Here is a 17627-nt window from a genome sequence, read left to right on the forward strand (position 1 = left end):
CGCGCCGATCAGGGCGGCTGCGGCCTGCGCCCGAGGAGTTGGTACATCCAGCCCAGCCCCGCGGCCGTGCCGGCGAGCGGGCGGTATTCGCAACCGACGTAACCGTCGTAGCGCAATTCGTCGAGCAGGCGGAAGATCCACTCGTAGTTGATCTCCCCGACGTTGGGCTCGTGGCGCCCGGGCACGCCCGCGATCTGGATGTGGCCGACGTGCGGCAGGTAGCGCCGCAGCTTCTCGGTGAGGTCGCCCTCGACGATCTGCGCGTGGTAGAGGTCGAACTGCACCTTGAGGTTCGCGGCGCCCGCCTCCTCGCGAATCGCGTGCGCCTCGGCCTGCGTGGACAGCAGGTAGCCGGGCATGTCGCGCGGGTTGAGCGGCTCGATCAGCACGGTCACTCCGAACGCGGCGGCCTCCTCGCAGGCGAACTTCAGGTGACGCACGTAGAGGCGTCGCCGCTGCTCCCGCTCGCGCGCGTCCGCGCCGTCGGGCATCACGCCGGCGAGCACGTGCAACCGACGACAGCGGAGTTCCTTCGCGTAGCGCAGCGCCATCGCGATCGACGCGGCGAACTCGTGTTCGCGTCCGGGCAGGCTCGCGAGCCCGCGGTCGCCGGAGGCGACGTCGCCCGGCGGCGCGTTGAAGAGCGCGATCTCGAGCCCGTGCTCCGCCGCGGCGGCCGCGATGTCGGCCGCCTGCCACTCGTACGGATAGGTGAACTCGACCGCGCGGAAGCCGGCGTGCGCCGCCTCGGCGAACCGTTCGAGGAACGGGACTTCGCCGAACAGGAACGACAGGTTCGCCGAGAATCGGGGCATCGATCGGTGTATCCGGGAAAGGGCCATGCCGGCGATCGCGGATGCTCGGGCGACCCGAGGCCGTCGACACCGCCGGCGCATGCGGCGGTGCCGCCACGCCATCGCAAAGCGCCGACGCCTGCGCTACAGTCCGGCAGCGCCCGTCCCGCATCGGGACGCCGCACCCACGCCCCAGTGTGCACGGCGCGTTCGCCGCGCGCAATGCCGAAGTGCCGCGCCGGGGCGCCTTCCCGCGTTCGATGACATCGCCTCCCCCAGCCGGCCGCCACGCCGGCCGCTACGCGACGAACGTCGGCGGCGAAGCGGTGGAACTCTTCGCCGACCGCGCGCTCCACTGGACCCGCGCGCGCACGCTGTTCGTCGCGGACGTGCATCTCGGCAAGGCCGCGGCGTTCCGCGCGGGCGGCGTCCCGGTGCCGCGCGGTTCGACCGCGAACGATCTCGCGCGCCTGGCCGCATTGATCGAAGCGAGCGGCGCCACGCGGCTCGTCGTGCTCGGCGACTTCCTGCACGCGAAGTCGGGCGTCGTGCCCGCGCTCGACACGGCGTTTCGCGCCTGGCGCGACGCGCATCGGTCGCTCGCGGTGACGCTCGTGCGCGGGAACCACGACGCGAACGCCGGCGATCCGCCCGCTGCGTGGGGTGTCGACGTCGTCGGCGAGCCCCACGCGCTGCCGCCGTTCCTCGCCTGCCACGCCCCCGTGTCCCCGCGCACCGGTTATGCGCTGTGCGGCCACGTCCATCCGGGCGTCCGCCTCGCCGGCCGCGCCGGTGGATCGGTGCGGCTGCCCTGCTTCGTGCTCGGCCGCCATCGCGCGATCCTGCCGGCCTTCGGACGGATGACCGGGCTCGCCATCGTCGCGCCCGCGCCCGACGAGACCATCGTCGCGATCGCGGGCAGCGAACTCTTCCGGTTGCCCCCCTGAGCCGATCCGTCCCGTGAGCCCCGCAGCGCCAACGCCATCGCATCGGCGCCCAATGCACAAGATCGCGCGTATCGTCGTCGCCAATCGTCGCCCCGCAGCGGCAACGCCATCGCATCGGCGCCCAATGCGCCGCCACCGGAAGCTCCGCCGCCTCTGTCCTCTGACTTCTGACTCCTGACTCCTGAATGCTGCGCCGCAGCGCGCCATGCACCATGCCGATGCTGTCGCATCGGCGCAACGTCGCACGCCTCCCGACGAACGGTCGGGCCGTGGGACAACCCGGTGGACAACGCCGGGAAAAGTCCGGGACACGCCCTCCGGCACCCCTGCAATGGCCTGAATCGCTTGTCGTTTCGCGCGACTCCGATTGTGGACGATATTCGCCTTGCGAAATCGCCGCTCCCCCACTAAGCTTGGTGTTGATCCGCCACTTGAACACAAGATATGGTAGATTCTGATTCATAAGCGGAATCCCGGGCGCTCCCGGCGCCGGCTGTGACCGACCGGGAAACGCGAGCGGGGCAAACGGCGGGACCCCTCGGAATGCCGCGACGGGCGCGGGTTGACGGGAATGCCCCCGGTCCGAGCCGACGGCCGTCCGCCCAACGACAACGACGAGTTTCACAGGAGAGGCACCCATGTCCATCGCTGCCCCGGCACCCGTCCCCGCAGCACAGCATCCGATTCCGACGCGTGACCTGATCGTGGGCGAAGCAGGCAGTTCGATGGCGACCGGCAGCGACCCCCGCTTCTCGCAGTACAAGGTGATCCGCCGCAACGGCGCGGTCGTGGGCTTCGAGCCGTCGAAGATCTCGATCGCGATGACCAAGGCGTTCCTCGCGGTGAACGGCGGGCAGAGCGCGGCGTCGGCGCGCGTGCGCGAGCAGGTCGCGAACCTCACCGAGTCGGTCGTCGCCGCGCTCGTGAAGCGCAAGCCCGAAGGCGGCGCGATCCACATCGAGGAGATCCAGGACCAGGTCGAACTCGCGCTGATGCGCGGCGGCGAGCACGAGGCCGCCCGTGCCTACGTCCTCTACCGCGAGAAGCGCGCGCAGGAGCGCGCCGCGAAGCACGATGTGCAGGCCAGGACGCACGACGCCGACCTCCACGTGGTCGAGAACGGTCAGCGGCGCAAGCTCGACCTCGCGCGCCTGACCGCGCTCGTCAAGTCGTCCTGCGAGGGACTGCCCGACGCCGACCCGGAACGCATCCTGAAGGCGACGCTCAAGGACCTCTACGACGGCGTGCCGATCGAGGAGGTCCGCAAGTCGGTCGTGCTCGCCGCGCGGACGCTGATCGAGAAGGACCCGGCGTACTCGTACGTCACCGCGCGCCTCCTGCTCGACTCGCTGCGCCACGAGGCGCTCGGCGAGGAGGCGACGCAGGCCGACATGGCGGCGCGCTACCCCGAGGCGTTCCCGCAGTTCGTCAAGCACGGCGTGAAGATCGGGCTCCTGAACGAGGCGCTGCTGCAGTTCGATCTGAAGAAGGTGGGCGCGGCGCTCAAGCCGGAGCGCGATCTCCAGTTCGGCTACCTCGGCCTGCAGACGCTCTACGACCGCTACTTCCTCGTCGACCAGTACGCGGAGTACGGGAATGCGGGCCGCCGCTTCGAACTGCCGCAGTGGTTCTTCATGCGCGTCGCCATGGGCCTCGCGCTGAACGAAGTCCAGCGCGAGGCGCGCGCGATCGAGTTCTACGACGTGCTGTCGACCTTCGATTTCATGTCGAGCACGCCGACGCTCTTCAACTCGGGCACGCACCGCTCGCAGCTCTCGTCGTGCTACCTGACGACCGTCTCCGACGACCTGGACGGCATCTACGAGGCGATCAAGGAGAACGCGCTGCTCTCCAAGTTCGCCGGCGGGCTCGGCAACGACTGGACCAACGTCCGGGCGATGGGCTCGCACATCAAGGGCACCAACGGCAAGAGCCAGGGCGTGGTGCCGTTCCTCAAGGTCGTGAACGACACCGCGGTCGCCGTCAACCAGGGCGGCAAGCGCAAGGGCGCGGTCTGCACCTACCTCGAGAGCTGGCACCTCGACATCGAGGAGTTCCTCGAACTGCGCAAGAACACCGGCGACGACCGCCGCCGCACGCACGACATGAACACGGCGAACTGGATTCCCGACCTGTTCATGAAACGCGTGATGGAGGGCGGCGACTGGACGCTCTTCTCGCCCTCGGACTGCCCCGACCTCCACGACAAGTTCGGCCACGCGTTCGAGGAAGCGTACAAGCGTCACGAGGACCGCGCGGCGCGCGGCGAACTGAAGCTCCACAAGAAGATCCCCGCGGTCCAGCTCTGGCGCAAGATGCTCTCGATGCTCTTCGAGACCGGGCACCCCTGGATCACGTTCAAGGACGCCTGCAACGTTCGCTCGCCGCAGCAGCACGTCGGCACGGTCCACTCGAGCAACCTCTGCACCGAGATCACGCTCAACACGAGCGAGACGGAGATCGCGGTGTGCAACCTGGGCTCGGTGAACCTGTTCGCCCACATGGTCCGCCAGGGCGATCGCTACGTCCTCGACCAGGCGAAGCTCGCGAAGACGATCGCGACCGCGATGCGCATGCTCGACAACGTGATCGACATCAACTACTACGCGGTCGCGAAGGCGCGCAACTCGAACCTCAAGCACCGGCCGGTGGGGCTCGGCATCATGGGTTTCCAGGACTGCCTGCACCTCTTGCGCGTTCCCTACGCGTCGCAGGAGGCGCTCGCCTTCGCCGATTCCTCGATGGAGGCGGTCTGCTACCACGCCTATTGGGCCTCCACCGCGCTCGCCGAAGAGCGCGGCCGCTACAGCTCGTACGCGGGGAGCCTCTGGGACCGCGGCATCCTGCCGCAGGACTCGCTCAAGCTCCTGCGCGAGGAACGCGGCGGCTACGTGGACATCGACGAGAGTTCGTCGATGGACTGGACCGCGCTGCGCGGGCGCATCAAGGCGCACGGGATGCGCAACAGCAACTGCGTGGCGATCGCGCCGACCGCGACGATCTCCAACATCGTCGGCGTCGCGGCGTCGATCGAGCCCGAGTACCAGAACATCTACGTCAAGAGCAACCTGTCGGGCGAGTTCACCGTCGTCAACGAGCAGCTCGTCGCCGACCTGAAGGCGCTCGACCTGTGGGACGACGTGATGGTCGCCGACCTCAAGTACTTCGACGGCTCGCTCGCGAAGATCGACCGCGTGCCCGCGGATCTCCGCACGCTGTACGCGACGGCCTTCGAGATCGAGCCGGCGTGGATCGTCGAGGCCGGCGCGCGCCGGCAGAAGTGGATCGACCAGGCGCAGAGCCTCAACATCTACATGGCGGGCGCGTCGGGCAAGAAGCTCGACGAGACCTACAAGCTCGCGTGGGTGCGCGGGCTCAAGACGACGTACTACCTGCGCTCGCTCGCGGCCACCTCGGCCGAGAAGTCGACCGGCAAGGGCGGCGAACTGAACGCGGTGCCCGCGTCGGGAGGCATGCCCGCCGCGTCCGCGTCCTCGTCGATCCGGGCGAGCGCGGCCGCGAATTCGAAGCAGCCGGTGGCCGAGATCGACGCGCCGAAGTTCTGCGCGATCGACGATCCCGGCTGCGAGGCATGCCAGTGATTCCCCGTCGCGGACCCGGTGCGTGTCCGGGCCCGCGGATCGAGGAGCAGCATCGGTGATCCGCCGAAGCGACCCGGCGACCGACAGCACCGTCGCCGGGCGCGCGTGCGGAGAAGGTGGCGCGGAACCTGGGCACGAAGGACCGCGCGAGGCAGGCACCGAGGACCACGAGGGCGCGAACCCGGACAGGAAACCGTGAAGGACGACGCGCACGACAGGACCTCCCCGAGGGGGACCGACGGCGAGAACGCCGCGGCGCCCCTGTCGCAGCACCGGAAGCGCGCGGAACGCCGCGCCGCGCGACGGTGGGCTCCGGAAGCGTCCGCCCGGCCAGGCGGACGCGCGGTGCGTTCGTCAACTTCACGAAAGGAGTCCCCCTTGGCGCGCTACGAACACGTGCAGCGACAGGTCGTCGACGCACGCTATCTTGGCGATTACAAGGTGTATCTGGAGTTCAACGACGGGCGCAAGGGTGTCGTCGATCTCTCCGACGAGCTGTACGGCGAGGAGATGACGCCCCTGCGCGATCGGCACCGGTTCTCGCAGGTGTACCTGGACAAGGGTCTCGCGACGCTCGCGTGGCACGATGGCCAGGACTTCGCCCCCGAGTTCCTGTACGAGCGACTGAAGGCGATGCACTGACCGCTCGCCTGCCCCGCCCCGCCTCCCGCCTCACCCCGGGAGGCGGGAACGGGTTCAAGCACCACCCAGGAGCCATCACGACATGCAAACCCTCTCCTTCGACGACGACCTGCCCCCGCCCACCGTGCCGGAGCCGAAGCCGCGCACGGCGGAGACGATCCGCGCACAAGTCGCCGGCGGCATCCTCGCCCGCGGCGAACCGGTGCAGGACTTCGACGTCGAGCATCAGGTCGCGCACGACAGCACCGCGCGCGTGCGCGTCGAGGACAAGCGCGTCATCAACGGCACGGCCGACGTCAACCAGCTCGTGCCGTTCAAGTACCGCTGGGCCTGGGAGAAGTACCTCGCCGGCTGCGCGAACCACTGGATGCCGCAAGAGATCAACATGCAGCGCGACATCGAGCTGTGGAAGAACCCGCAGGGGCTGACCGACGACGAGCGCCTGATCGTCAAGCGCAACCTCGGCTTCTTCGTCACCGCCGACAGCCTCGCCGCGAACAACATCGTGCTCGGCACCTACCGCCACATCACCGCGCCCGAGTGCCGCCAGTACCTCCTGCGCCAGGCGTTCGAGGAGGCGATCCACACGCACGCCTACCAGTACATCGTCGAGAGCCTGGGCCTGGACGAGGGCGAGATCTTCAACGCCTACCACGAGATCGCGTCGATCCGCGACAAGGACGAGTTCCTGATCCCGTTCATCGAGACCTTGACCAACCCGGCATTTCGCACCGGCACCCCCGAGGCCGACCAGCAACTGCTGCGCAGCCTCATCGTCTTCGCCTGCATCATGGAGGGGCTGTTCTTCTACGTCGGCTTCGTGCAGATCCTCGCGATGGGCCGCCAGAACAAGATGACCGGCAGCTCCGAGCAGTACCAGTACATCCTGCGCGACGAGTCGATGCACTGCAACTTCGGCATCGACCTCATCAACACGATCAAGCTCGAGAATCCGCACCTGTGGACGCCCGAGTTCCGCGACGAGATCGCGGAGCTGATGAAGAAGGGCGTCGAACTCGAGTACCGCTACGCCGAGGACACGATGCCGCGCGGCGTGCTGGGATTGAACGCGCCGATGTTCAAGGAGTACCTGCGCTTCATCGCGAACCGCCGCTGCCAGCAGATCGGCCTCGACCCGCTGTTCCCGAAGGCCGACAACCCGTTCCCGTGGATGGCCGAGATGATCGACTTGAAGAAGGAGAAGAACTTCTTCGAGACGCGGGTCACCGAGTACCAGACCGGCGGGGCGTTGAGCTGGGACTAGGCAGGGTCGGAGCCGTCGTTGCCGCAGCGGCTCCGATCGGCTTCCCGAAGCGCATCGCGCAGCGGGAGGCCCTCACCGAAACGACTCGTTCGAACGTCGCAAGGATCTCCGCACGCCCGTGCGGAGTCGCACTACGGCGTCGGCCCCACCCGCCGCACCCGTCGCCGCATCGCGAAGATTCCCCCGAGGCCGAGGAGCCCCGACAGCGCGAACGCCGCCCATTCGGACAGGGTCGGCACCGGCTGGTGGCTGATCGGCATCACCGTCACCGGACAGCCGCCCTCGTAGGGAGTCGGGTCGGTCCACGCATCGACGGCCATCTGCACCCCGCCGGCGGCGTCGCCGAAACTCCTGGCGTCGTCGTAAAAGACGTTATTGATGTCGTTGAGGAACCACTCGATCGGAGGCACGGGAGCGAAGCCCACGGTCGAGTACGTGCCTACATTCGGGAATGTGGACACCAACGAACTGAAGTTGGAGGCGAGCGCCCCTCCGGCGTCGGTCGTGATCGCGCCGGCGGCAGAAAGCGTCCCCTGCGTCATCGAGAGGTCCTGCACGAACCTGACGTTCTCGAGATAGTTCATCGTCCAGATGATGCATGTCAGGTGCGATTGGTCCCAGGTCTGGTTCGCTGCCGAGGCGCCGCCGTTGTCGAACACGAGTCGCACCGTGTAGCCCTGCCCAGTCTGGATCTCGGGGAAGGCGCTCAAGGATACTTGCCCGAGGTACTCGATCGAGTACGGCGCCGCGATCGCGGAGACGGAGATTGCGGACGACACGATCGCGATCGCGACACGCATCGCGATCGTGGGCGACTTGCGATGACGCATGACTCCCTCCCTTACCGTTTCGACGACCCGGTTTCCACCAACTGTACATATTGCCCACTCGCCTGACAATGACGCCAGTGTCGCCGCACGTCCAGGGGGCGACCGGCGGCTGGACGGGAACTCCGAACCCACCGCGAAGCTGCGGGTCCGCGTACCATGGCCCACCGACCCGATGGACCGACCATGCCGCGCCTTCGAACGCTCGCCCTGCCCTTCGCCGTCCTCCTGCTGTTGGCCATCGCCACGGGCTGCGCCGGACCCGGACCCTCGCCCGCTTCGCTGCCGAACGAGAGCCTGCTGGCCGCGGCGGGATTCAAGACGATCGCCGCCGACACGCCGGAGCGCAAGCGCCATCTGGAAACGCTGCAGCCGGACTACGTCACCGCGGTGCAGCTGACCGGCGAGCACTACTACGTGTACCCGGACGTGGCGAAGAGCCTGCTCTACGTCGGCACGCCGAAGGAGTACCAGGCCTACCTCGCCCTTCGGACCAGGAACGGCCTTCCCAGCCCGCAGCCGCAGAACTGGGATGCCGCGCAGGCGAGCCGGTACATGGCCGCGCAGGACCAGAAGATGGCGAAGATCAACACCCAGGATGCGTCGATCCCGTCGTGGGCGATCTGGCCTCCGTTCGGCGGATTGGGGTGGGTGCCCTGAGTGGGCCCTGACCCCAGGCGTCTCCCGGTCCAGCGCGCCAGGCCCTCCCCGCCCCGACCGCCCTCGCGCTGCGCCTCGCCTCGTTGCCGGATGATCGCGCCATCGAACCCGGGGGTGGCTCCGGCCGCCCGGAGACCGCGATGATCAAGGTGAACTTCGGCTCAGGACCGTTCCCGCACGAGGGGTGGATCAACGTCGACCTCGACGCCGCGTGTCGGCCCGACGTCGTGGCGGACCTCGGGCGCGGACTGCCGTTCGGAAGCGCGACCGTCGACTTCGTGCTGTGCGACCACGCGATCTCGTGCATCGGGCTCGAAGCGACGCGCTCGTTCCTGGCGGAGTGCCGGCGGATCCTGAAGCCGGACGGCGCGATGCGGCTGCTCACGCCTGACCTCACGGAACTCGCGCGCCTCTACCTCGAGCGGCCGAACCGTCTCGTCGACCTGTGGAACGCGACCGTCGGTGTGCCGCTCGCCACCGGAAGCGCGTGCGAGGTCTTCAACCTCGCGCTCGAGATCCAGTGCCGATTCCAGTTCGACGGGCCGACGCTGGCCGCGCTCGCGGGCGAGGCCGGCTTCGACATCGCGCCGGTCGAATTCCGCCGCAGCCGCCACCCGGAACTCGCCGGTCTCGACGTGCGGCCGCCCGACCAGAGCGTGACGATGAGCTACGAGCTCCACCCGTCCGGCCGGACAGTTCAATGGGGTCAGACTCCCATGGATCCCGACGACGCCCCCGTCACGGCCTCGTCCCCGCGCTCAGCTCCTCGATCACCGCGAGCCTGATGTCGCGCCGCTCGACGATGTCGCGCACGCCCGGATTCGTGCGCGTGAGGTACGCCATGTTCGTCTCCCCGCCGGTGAGCAGGAAATCGTTCAGCGCGACCGTGTAGCGCCGCGCGGGATCGATGGGCGTGCCGCCGACGATCCAGGTCGCGCCCGCGCGCTTCGCACCGAGTACCTGAAGGAAACCGCCGGTGCCCTCGTTGTTGATGCCGGTGTCGAGGACGCGCGCGAGCAGCGCGCCGTCGAAGCTCGCGCGCACGACCTTCCCGCCGAACGGCAGGATGCGGATCACGTCGTACTCGGTGACCGGGCCCGGCGGAACCACGTCGTCGATACGCACCGACCCGGCGTTGAAGAACGCGACGTCGACCGGACCGGCCTCGCGCGCGATCGCCGCGGCGATCAGGTCGGTGAGCTTGCCGGGCCGGTTGCGCACCGTGGCCTCGCGTCCGTCGAGCGGCACGCCGATCGTCGCGACGACGGCCTCCGGCTTGAAACCTTCGCGGCGGAAGCCCTCGAAGCCGCGCTCGACCCACGCCTTCGCGAGCGCGTCGACCGCCGGATCGGAGGGAATGGTGTCGTCGATCACCTCGAGGCGCGTCGACACCGACGGCCGCGCGCCGCTCGCGCCGAAGGCGAGCGTCACGACCGCGAGCGAGCGCACGTTGGCGTCCGCCTTCACGATCGGCACGAAACGCGGGCCCCGGTGGAGCACGAAGTTCTCGTGCTCGTGTCCGCCCAGCACGAGGTCGATGCCGGGGACGGCCTCGACGAACTCGGCGTCCTGTTCGAGCGAGAGGTGCGTCAGCGCGACGATCGCGTCGACCTCGCCGGCGAGCTTCGCCACTTCCTCCTTCGCGGCGACGATCCCGTCGCGGTAGGCGACCCAGTCCTTCCTCGTCGAGTCGATCGTGACGCCGATGAGCCCGATCCGCACGGTCCGTCCGTCGACGGTCACCGGCACGATCGCGGAGGTCGGCACGCCGGGAAACGGCTGCCCCGCGGCGTCGGTGACATTGGTCGAGACGATGCGGAACTTCGCCTGCGTGAGGTGCGCGCGAAACTGCGCGGCCGACACGTCGAACTCGTGATTGCCCAACGTCGCCCATTCGACCCCGGTCGCGTTCAGCACGTCGACCATCTGCCGCCCGGCGAGCCGCTCGCCGTCGACCCTCGCGGTGCCGAGCGCGGAGGGCGACAGGTAGTCGCCGCCGAGCGTCACGAGCACCGGCGCCCCGCCTGCCTTCAGCCGCTTGATCACGGTCGCGACACGTGCGGGGCCGCCGGACTTGCCGCCTTCCACCGGCACGATCTCGTAGATGTCGTTCAGGTGGACGAACGTGACTGCGAGCGGCTTTCCCGGCGCCTCGGGCGCCGAGGACATCGGCGCGCAGGCGGACAGCGCCCAAAGGAGGATGATCGCGCCCGCCCGCAGCGTCCGTCGAATTCGTCGCATCGCCGCCTCTCCCCATGACCGCGCCGTTCGCGCGCCGAACAGTGTACGGGCATGGGCGCGGCAGGGCCGCTCACGGGAATCGCGGCCGGGGATCGGTTCGGGACCACTCCCCCTCCCGATCCCGACGGGAAAGCGTAAGTCCGACCACCCGTGCGCCGACCCATCCGGCAACGGCACGACGACCGCCCGGTGGCGGCATCCGACGACGATGAAAGACCGGAAGCTGCGGGCACGGGTGTTCCTGCAGCGGCTCGCGCAACCGACCTGCGCCTGCATGCTCGGCATGTCGGCGCCGACGTTCGTCGCGCTCGCGAGTCTGCCGCACTGGAAGATCGCGCTGCAGACCGGCGTGGGCACCGGCGTGCTCGCGCTCGTCCTGACGTTCACGCCCGCTGCCCGGCTGTTCGGGAACCGCTACGGCAATGCGGGCGTCATGGGCGTACTGACTGCGCTCGCCGACGCGTGGTCGCATCCGGGGCATTTCGGCTTCCCTTACGCGGAAGCGATCGTGACCGGCATCGTGTCGGGCCTCCTCGTGCTGGCGACCTCGTACCTCGCCGAGGACCGCGCGCGTCGCGTGCGCGCCGCGTGGGCGTGGATTTGGGGAGCGAAGGCGCCATCCTGACACCGCCCACGATCGCTCCCTCGGCGCGTTGCCCCCGCTATGCGGCCAGGGCAAAGCGAACCCGGACGAGGAGCGCCGCCGCCACCACGAACATCGCCGCCGCCGCGCCGGCGAGCGAGGCGTGGATGCCGACCGCCGCGCCTGCCACGCCGACGGAGATGCCGCTGAACGTGCGCATCCCGAGCGACGCCGTGTTGTAGAGGCCGATCACCCGGCCGCGCGCGGCGAGCGGCGCGTGGATCTGGACCAGCGCCTGCGCCATGCTGGCGAACGCGAGCTCGAAGAACCCGGCCACGAAGAGCGCCGCCACGGCGAAGGTGAAGTGCGTCGCCAGCGCGAACGCGGCGAGCGAACCGCACCAGGCGATCGCCAGCACCAGCGCGGTCGCAGGTCCCATGCGCAAGAGCGAGCCGCTCTCCAGCACGACGCCGGCGACGAGCGCTCCGGCGGCGTCCGCCGCGAGCAGCATGCTGTAGCGCCATCCCGCGTCGCCCTGCCCGAGGTCGTGCGCGAACTCCGGCATCTGCGCCTGGTAGCTGTTGCCGACGAGGAACGACGCGGCCGCGGCGAGCAGGATCATCGGGACGAGAACGCGGTGGCCGCGGATCTCCCGGATCGTCAGCACGATGTCCGCGAAACCGCGCACCGCGCGCGGCGGCGCGGAAGGCTCCTTGCGAAAGCGCGGGCCGTAGCGCGCACGGGCGAGCCACACGATCGCCGGCAGGTAGAAGAGCGCGTTGACGAAGATGCCGTTGGCCGGTCCGAGCGCGAGCATCAGGACGCCGCCGATCGCGGGGCCCACCAGGAAGCCCAGGTAGCGCGCCGTCGCGTTCAAGCGCACCGCGCTCGGCAGCTCGTCGCGCGAGACGATGTCGTAGAGCAGGAGCTGGCTCGCCGTCTGCCAGAACACGCCCGCTGCGCCGTGGAGCACGAGGAGCAGCACCGCGTGCCACAGTTCGAGCGTGTCGGTCGCGAAAAACCAGCCCCAACCCACCGACGCCGCGATGAACATGACCATGCCGAGCTGGATCATCCGGCGCGGGTCGACGCGCTCGGCGATCGCCCCCACCGGCACCGAGAACAGCAGGTACGGCGCCCAGTGCGAGATCACCGCGAAGCCGCCGAGCGCCGGGGATTGGAACTTCTGGAAGATCACCCAGTAGCTGATGACGTGCTCGACGTTGTCCGCCATCATCGCCAGCGCGTAGGTGCCGACGAAGGCGCGAAACCCGGGGTGGCGCAGCGCCGCGAACGAACGCGACGCGCCCGCCGCCTGCCCGGTCGTGCCCGAGGTCATCGTGCGGCGGAACGGAACGGAGACGGATGCCGCGGCGTGACTGGCGCGGCGCGATGCGCGCAGCGCCCCGGGCCGCCGACCGCCGGGCGGCCCTTCGCCGGCGCTGCCGTCACGACCCGAACTTCCCCGCCTGGAAGTCGTTGACCGCCGCGATGATCTCGTCCCTCGTGTTCATCACGAAGGGGCCGTACTGCGCGATCGGCTCGTGCAGCGGCTTGCCTGCCACGAGGATCGCGCGCGAGGCCGCGACCGCCCGGAACTGCACGCCGTCGCTGCCCGCGTCGTTCGCGAAGATCGCCATCCGCTCGGAGGGCACGTCCGCGCCGAGCACCTGCAGCGCGCCGCGGTAGACGTAGACGAAGGCGTTGTGCGTGGACGGCAGCGACTGCGCGAACACCGCGCCCGCCGGCAGGTCGAGGTCGAGGTACAGCGGTTCGGTCACCTCGCGCGTCATCGCGCCGGCGACGCCGTGGCTCGCGCCTGCGATGACCCGCACCGTCACGCCTTCCTCCGTGGTGAACGCGGGAATCTCGTCCTTCGCGATGTCGCGGTACCACGGCGCGCGCATCTTGTCCTTCGCCGGCAGGTTCAACCACAACTGGAAGCCCTCCAGCCGGCCGCGCTCCTGCTCGGGCAGTTCGGAATGCACGATGCCGCGCCCCGCGGTCATCCACTGCACGCCCCCCTCGGAGAGCAGGCCCTCGTGGCCCGCGTTGTCGCGGTGGCGCATCCGGCCGGCGAGCATCGTGGTGATCGTCTCGAAGCCTCGGTGCGGGTGGTCGGGAAAACCGGCGACGTAATCGTCCGGGTTGTCGGTCCCGAACGCGTCGAGCAGCAGGAACGGGTCGAGGCGCCGCTGCAGCGGCTGCGCGAGCACGCGCGTGAGCTTCACGCCCGCGCCGTCGCTCGTCGCCTGGCCGGCGACGATGCGCTCGACCGCGCGCGGGACCGCGACGGATTCAGGCTCGATCGGGTGCGTCTTCATGGCGTCGTTCGCGAGCGAAAGACTATCACGACCGCACCAACGCCGGCCGATGCCTCCGCCCCGCTCGATCAACGCATCGCGCCCCCGAAACCCCACCGCACGCATGGACAAGCGGCGGCGGCGTGCGAAGAGCGCGCGCCGGAGCCGGAGCATTCACCCGTCGCGCGGTCGGCCCGCCGTCGCTACTTGCACTTGCCGGCGCGGAACTCGTCCAGCTTGCAGAACCGCACGTCCCGCTCGCCCGCGTCGCAGGCCTTGCGCGCGCGGACGCCCTCAGGCGATCGCGTCGCGGCCCCGCCCGCGGCGATCGGCGCCACCGTCTTGATGAGTTCCGCGACCGCCTTGATCTCGTCCGCGCCGGAGGGCTCGGTGTTGAGCGTGACCTCGGACAGGTTGCCCGACGCGTTGAACTTGACGACGAATCCGGTCTTGGTGAACGGCATCGCCTCGACGTTCAGGTAGTGCCGGTCGCCGGTCGGCAGGAGCACCGTCTCGAAGAACTGCGCATCGTCGCAGCCCGCGTCGTCGGCCTTCGCCGAGCGGTCGTGCCAGCCGGTCTTCACGTAGACCTCCGGCACGCTGAACGGCAGGCCCTTCTCCGGTTCGACGGAGCCCTCCCGGTAGACCGACAGCCGCGACGCGCAGCCGCCGAGGATCGCCGGTGCGAGGACCGCGAGTGCAAGGGCCGCGCAGGTTCTCATCGTGCCTCCGTCGTCATCGGCGTCAGGCGCCCAGCGCCCGGTGGTAGGTGTCGAGGAAGGCGTCCCACCCGCCCTGCTTCGCGAAGTCGAGCTTCGCGTAGAGCGGCGAGACGCGCGCCTCGGGGAAATGGATCGACAGCCCGGTGGAATTCGCGACCGAGGCGCCCTTCGATCCCGATGCGATCACGGCGCCCTCGACCGCGGCGCGCACGATGCCGCAGGCGTCCGCGACGGCGACGCCCGTGTCCTGCGCCTCGAGACGCTCGCACAGGTGCGCGAGGTCGACGTAGTCCTTCGTGTCGTAGTGCTGCGTCGAGCGCCGCGCCCGCACGATCGCGACGAGCGTCGCGGGATGCGCGCAGCCCGCGGAGAGCGCGCGGGCGAGCCCGTCCACCGCGTGGCGCAGGTCGGACATGCGCGAGAGGTCGAGCGCGGACTGGGTGACGACGTCGCGCGCGCGGTACGACGCGAGGTAGGCCTCGACGATCGCCGCACCCAGCTCACGCGCGGTCATCGACGGCTTCGCCGCGAGTCTCGCGAGGATCGCGGCGTAGGGCCACCCGTCCCCGGGCTCGAGTTCCTCGGAGCCGACCTGCACGTCGACCGCGCCGCGCACCTGGTAGGCGACCTCGACCATCGCCATCAGGCAGGCATCCATGCCGAGGACGTCGATGCGCCGCCCGAGCTTCGCCTTCACCTTCGCGACGACGCGCTTCAGTTCCAGGCTGTCGAGGAAGTCGCGCGCGCTGTCGTCGAACAGGATCGCACGCGCGTCGGCCGCCTTCGCGACGCTGGTCGCGAAGACCGTGCGCCGCCAACGGCCACCGGCACGCGCGATGTCGGCGGCGAGCACCCGGCCCGCACGCCTCGATCGGTCCGGCGTCGATCCGGATCCACGCCGTCGGAGCGCCTCGCGGTAGAGGTCGGTGTCGTCCCAGCCTGCGCCGTGGTTCCACAGCACGACGAGCGTGCGCTCGGAGGGGAAGGTTCCGGCGCCCCACAGCAGGAAATCCTCGAGGACCGCGGGATCGCCGGTGTTGGTTTCGCCGAGCGAGCCGACGCGATCCTGCGCGAGCGTCGTCCCGTTGCGCAGGTGGTAGCGATGGGTTCGGCCGGTCTCGCCCGCACGGTCGAACTGCGCGACGACGTCGACGTCGTCGGTGGACCCGACCGACTTCATCTCGTCCAGGTCATCCGCCCCCGCGGCGTCGAGGTCGTTGTCGCCGCCGAGGTAGACGAGGACCGTCCACGCCTTCTTCGACCCTCGCGCACGCGCGCGGCCGGGCGCGGAGTCTCTCGTCGTGCGGCTGGCGGTCATCGTGCCTCCCCTGTGCGCGCGGCCAGCGCGACCTCGCGCCGTTCGAAGGCGGCGCGTACTGTACTGCACAACATGTACGACGGTAGGCGCCCGGCCCGGGGAAGTCAAGGGCGCGCCGACACGCGGACGAGGTTCAAGGAGCCCGCGTATCGCGACGCTCATGCATGTGGCGCATGGGTATGGCCTCCGCGAATTCGCTCAGCGCATCTCCTCCCAGGCGAAACCCTCGCGCGCAACGAGCGCGTTCGCCGCCTCCGGGCCCATCGTGCCCGCGGCATAGCGTTGCGGGCCGCGCGCCGCCGCGTCCTCGCGCGCCCAGGCAACGAGCACGGGCTCGACCCAGCGCCACGCCTCCTCCTGCTCGTCGCTGCGCACGAACAGGTTGCGCCGACCGGCGATCGCGTCGAGCAGCAGGCGCTCGTAGGCGCCGACGCGCGCCTGGCCGAACGCCTTGTCGAAGTCGAGGTCGAGGAACACCGGGGCGAGTTCCTCGCCCACCGACGAGCCCCTGGCCGCCGAAAGGTGCAGCTCGAGCCCGTCGTCGGGCTGCAGCTTGATCACGAGTTTGTTGGGACGATTCTCGCCGGGGAAGATCGCGTGCGGCGTCGGGCGGAACGCCACGACGATCTCGGCGCTGCGCGCGGCGAGCCGCTTGCCGGTGCGCAGGAAGAACGGCACCCCGGCCCAGCGCCAGTTCCGCACCTCGGCCCGAAGCGCGACGAAGGTCTCGGTGCGGCTCTCGCGTGGCACCATGCGTTCGTCCGTGTAGCCCGGCACGCGGACGCCGTCGACGACGCCCGCACCGTACTGTCCCCGCACGACATCGCGCACTGCGGATGCCTCGTCGAACGGCGCGAGCGCGCGCAGCACCTCGAGCTTCCTCGCGTGGAGATCGTCGGGCGTGAGCCGCGACGGAGGCTCCATCGCGATCATCGACAGCAGTTGCAGCGCGTGGTTCTGGATCATGTCGCGCAACGCGCCGGCGCCGTCGTAGAAGTCGCCGCGCGTGCCGACGCCGATCGACTCGGCGATCGTGATCTGGACGTTGGCGACGCACTCGCGCCGCCACAGCGGCTCGAACAGGACGTTGCCGAAGCGCAGCGCGAGGAGGTTCTGCACCGCGGGCTTGCCGAGATAGTGGTCGATGCGCAGCGCCTGCGCCTCGTCGAACACGCTGCCCACGACCCGGTTGATCGCGCGCGCGCTCGCGAGGTCGTGGCCGAGCGGCTTCTCGAGCACCACGCGCGCGTTCGGGCCGTTCAGTCCGGCGCGGCCGACTTCGCCGCAGACGATCGGGAACAGGTGCGGACCGGTCGCGAGGTAGAACACGACCGCGTCCGCGGCCCCGCCGCGCCCGGCCGTACCGGACGCGAGCCACGCCGCGAGCCGCGCGTAGTCGCCGGGCCGCGCGAGGTCGAGTTCGAGGAAATGGACGAGGGCGGCGAAGCGCTCGAACTCGCCGTCGACCGGGCGCTTGCCCTCGTCGACGTCGCGGAAGCGTTCCCACAGCCACCGGCGGTAGTCGTCGTCGCGCCACGCGCTGCGCCCGACGGCGAGGATCCGCCCGCCCGGGGGCAGCGTGCCGTGCCGGTGCGCCTGGAAGAGCGCCGGCATGAGCTTCCGCCACGCGAGATCGCCGGTGCCGCCGAAGAGGACGAGATCGAAGGACATGACGCCCGGACCCGCCATGAGCCAGCGGGTCCGGGAGCGCGCATTCTTCCACA

15 protein-coding genes are annotated in these 17627 nt (G+C 69.8%); 7 read left to right on the forward strand and 8 right to left on the reverse strand.

Features of this window, described 5'->3' with window-relative positions:
• Window positions 1-8 precede the first annotated feature (8 nt).
• The gene (locus HS109_05255) at window positions 9-815 is read right to left on the reverse strand and encodes a hydroxypyruvate isomerase family protein (protein MBE7521776.1); all 807 of its coding nucleotides are present in this window, start codon (window positions 813-815) and stop codon (window positions 9-11) included.
• Window positions 816-1054: 239 nt separating this feature from the next.
• On the opposite strand from HS109_05255, the gene pdeM reads away from it, so the two are divergent.
• The 4 genes from pdeM to HS109_05275 all read left to right on the forward strand — a co-directional run bounded on the left by pdeM (window position 1055) and on the right by HS109_05275 (window position 7249).
• Window positions 1055-1741 (forward strand): ligase-associated DNA damage response endonuclease PdeM, encoded by a 687-nt coding sequence (gene pdeM / locus HS109_05260; GenBank protein MBE7521777.1) that lies wholly within the window; start codon window positions 1055-1057, stop codon window positions 1739-1741.
• Window positions 1742-2379: 638 nt separating this feature from the next.
• Window positions 2380-5343, forward strand: coding sequence for a ribonucleoside-diphosphate reductase subunit alpha (locus tag HS109_05265; GenBank protein MBE7521778.1), 2964 nt, complete (start codon window positions 2380-2382; stop codon window positions 5341-5343).
• A 396-nt stretch (window positions 5344-5739) separates the two neighbouring features.
• The gene (locus HS109_05270; protein ID MBE7521779.1) at window positions 5740-5985 is read left to right on the forward strand and encodes a DUF2442 domain-containing protein; all 246 of its coding nucleotides are present in this window, start codon (window positions 5740-5742) and stop codon (window positions 5983-5985) included.
• A gap of 82 nt (window positions 5986-6067) precedes the next feature.
• Window positions 6068-7249: a ribonucleotide-diphosphate reductase subunit beta gene (locus HS109_05275; GenBank protein ID MBE7521780.1), complete on the forward strand. Its 1182-nt coding sequence runs from the start codon at window positions 6068-6070 to the stop codon at window positions 7247-7249.
• A 131-nt stretch (window positions 7250-7380) separates the two neighbouring features.
• On the opposite strand, the gene HS109_05280 is transcribed toward HS109_05275, so the two are convergent.
• Complete coding sequence (locus HS109_05280; GenBank protein MBE7521781.1) at window positions 7381-8079, reverse strand: IPTL-CTERM sorting domain-containing protein; 699 nt, start codon at window positions 8077-8079, stop codon at window positions 7381-7383.
• Between the two features lie 183 nt (window positions 8080-8262).
• Between HS109_05280 and HS109_05285 the strand changes: the two genes are divergently transcribed.
• Entirely contained in the window at window positions 8263-8736 is a 474-nt protein-coding gene (locus HS109_05285; GenBank protein MBE7521782.1) for a hypothetical protein, read from the forward strand.
• A 140-nt stretch (window positions 8737-8876) separates the two neighbouring features.
• The gene (locus tag HS109_05290) at window positions 8877-9521 is read left to right on the forward strand and encodes a methyltransferase domain-containing protein (protein ID MBE7521783.1); all 645 of its coding nucleotides are present in this window, start codon (window positions 8877-8879) and stop codon (window positions 9519-9521) included.
• Here HS109_05290 and HS109_05295 read toward each other — a convergent pair.
• The gene (locus tag HS109_05295; protein MBE7521784.1) at window positions 9475-10977 is read right to left on the reverse strand and encodes a bifunctional metallophosphatase/5'-nucleotidase; all 1503 of its coding nucleotides are present in this window, start codon (window positions 10975-10977) and stop codon (window positions 9475-9477) included. The genes HS109_05290 and HS109_05295 overlap by 47 nt on opposite strands.
• Before the next feature lie 208 nt (window positions 10978-11185).
• Here HS109_05295 and HS109_05300 point away from each other — a divergent pair, with 208 nt between their 5' ends.
• Window positions 11186-11602, forward strand: coding sequence for a hypothetical protein (locus tag HS109_05300; GenBank protein ID MBE7521785.1), 417 nt, complete (start codon window positions 11186-11188; stop codon window positions 11600-11602).
• A gap of 37 nt (window positions 11603-11639) precedes the next feature.
• On the opposite strand, the gene HS109_05305 is transcribed toward HS109_05300, so the two are convergent.
• The 5 genes from HS109_05305 to zwf form a co-directional block, all read right to left on the reverse strand.
• Window positions 11640-12899 carry an MFS transporter gene (locus HS109_05305; protein ID MBE7521786.1) on the reverse strand — a complete coding sequence of 420 codons (1260 nt, stop codon included), beginning with the start codon at window positions 12897-12899 and terminating at the stop codon, window positions 11640-11642.
• A 109-nt stretch (window positions 12900-13008) separates the two neighbouring features.
• Window positions 13009-13884, reverse strand: coding sequence for a pirin family protein (locus tag HS109_05310; protein ID MBE7521787.1), 876 nt, complete (start codon window positions 13882-13884; stop codon window positions 13009-13011).
• A gap of 182 nt (window positions 13885-14066) precedes the next feature.
• Window positions 14067-14585, reverse strand: a complete 519-nt coding sequence (locus HS109_05315) for a hypothetical protein (protein ID MBE7521788.1) — start codon at window positions 14583-14585, stop codon at window positions 14067-14069.
• Between the two features lie 22 nt (window positions 14586-14607).
• On the reverse strand, window positions 14608-15903 hold the full coding sequence (locus tag HS109_05320; protein ID MBE7521789.1) for a peptidase C11: 1296 nt from the start codon (window positions 15901-15903) through the stop codon (window positions 14608-14610).
• A 198-nt stretch (window positions 15904-16101) separates the two neighbouring features.
• Complete coding sequence (zwf, locus tag HS109_05325) at window positions 16102-17574, reverse strand: glucose-6-phosphate dehydrogenase (GenBank protein ID MBE7521790.1); 1473 nt, start codon at window positions 17572-17574, stop codon at window positions 16102-16104.
• Window positions 17575-17627 lie beyond the last annotated feature (53 nt).

It is taken from the genome of Burkholderiales bacterium (assembly GCA_015075645.1).
GTDB lineage: Bacteria > Pseudomonadota > Gammaproteobacteria > Burkholderiales > Casimicrobiaceae > VBCG01.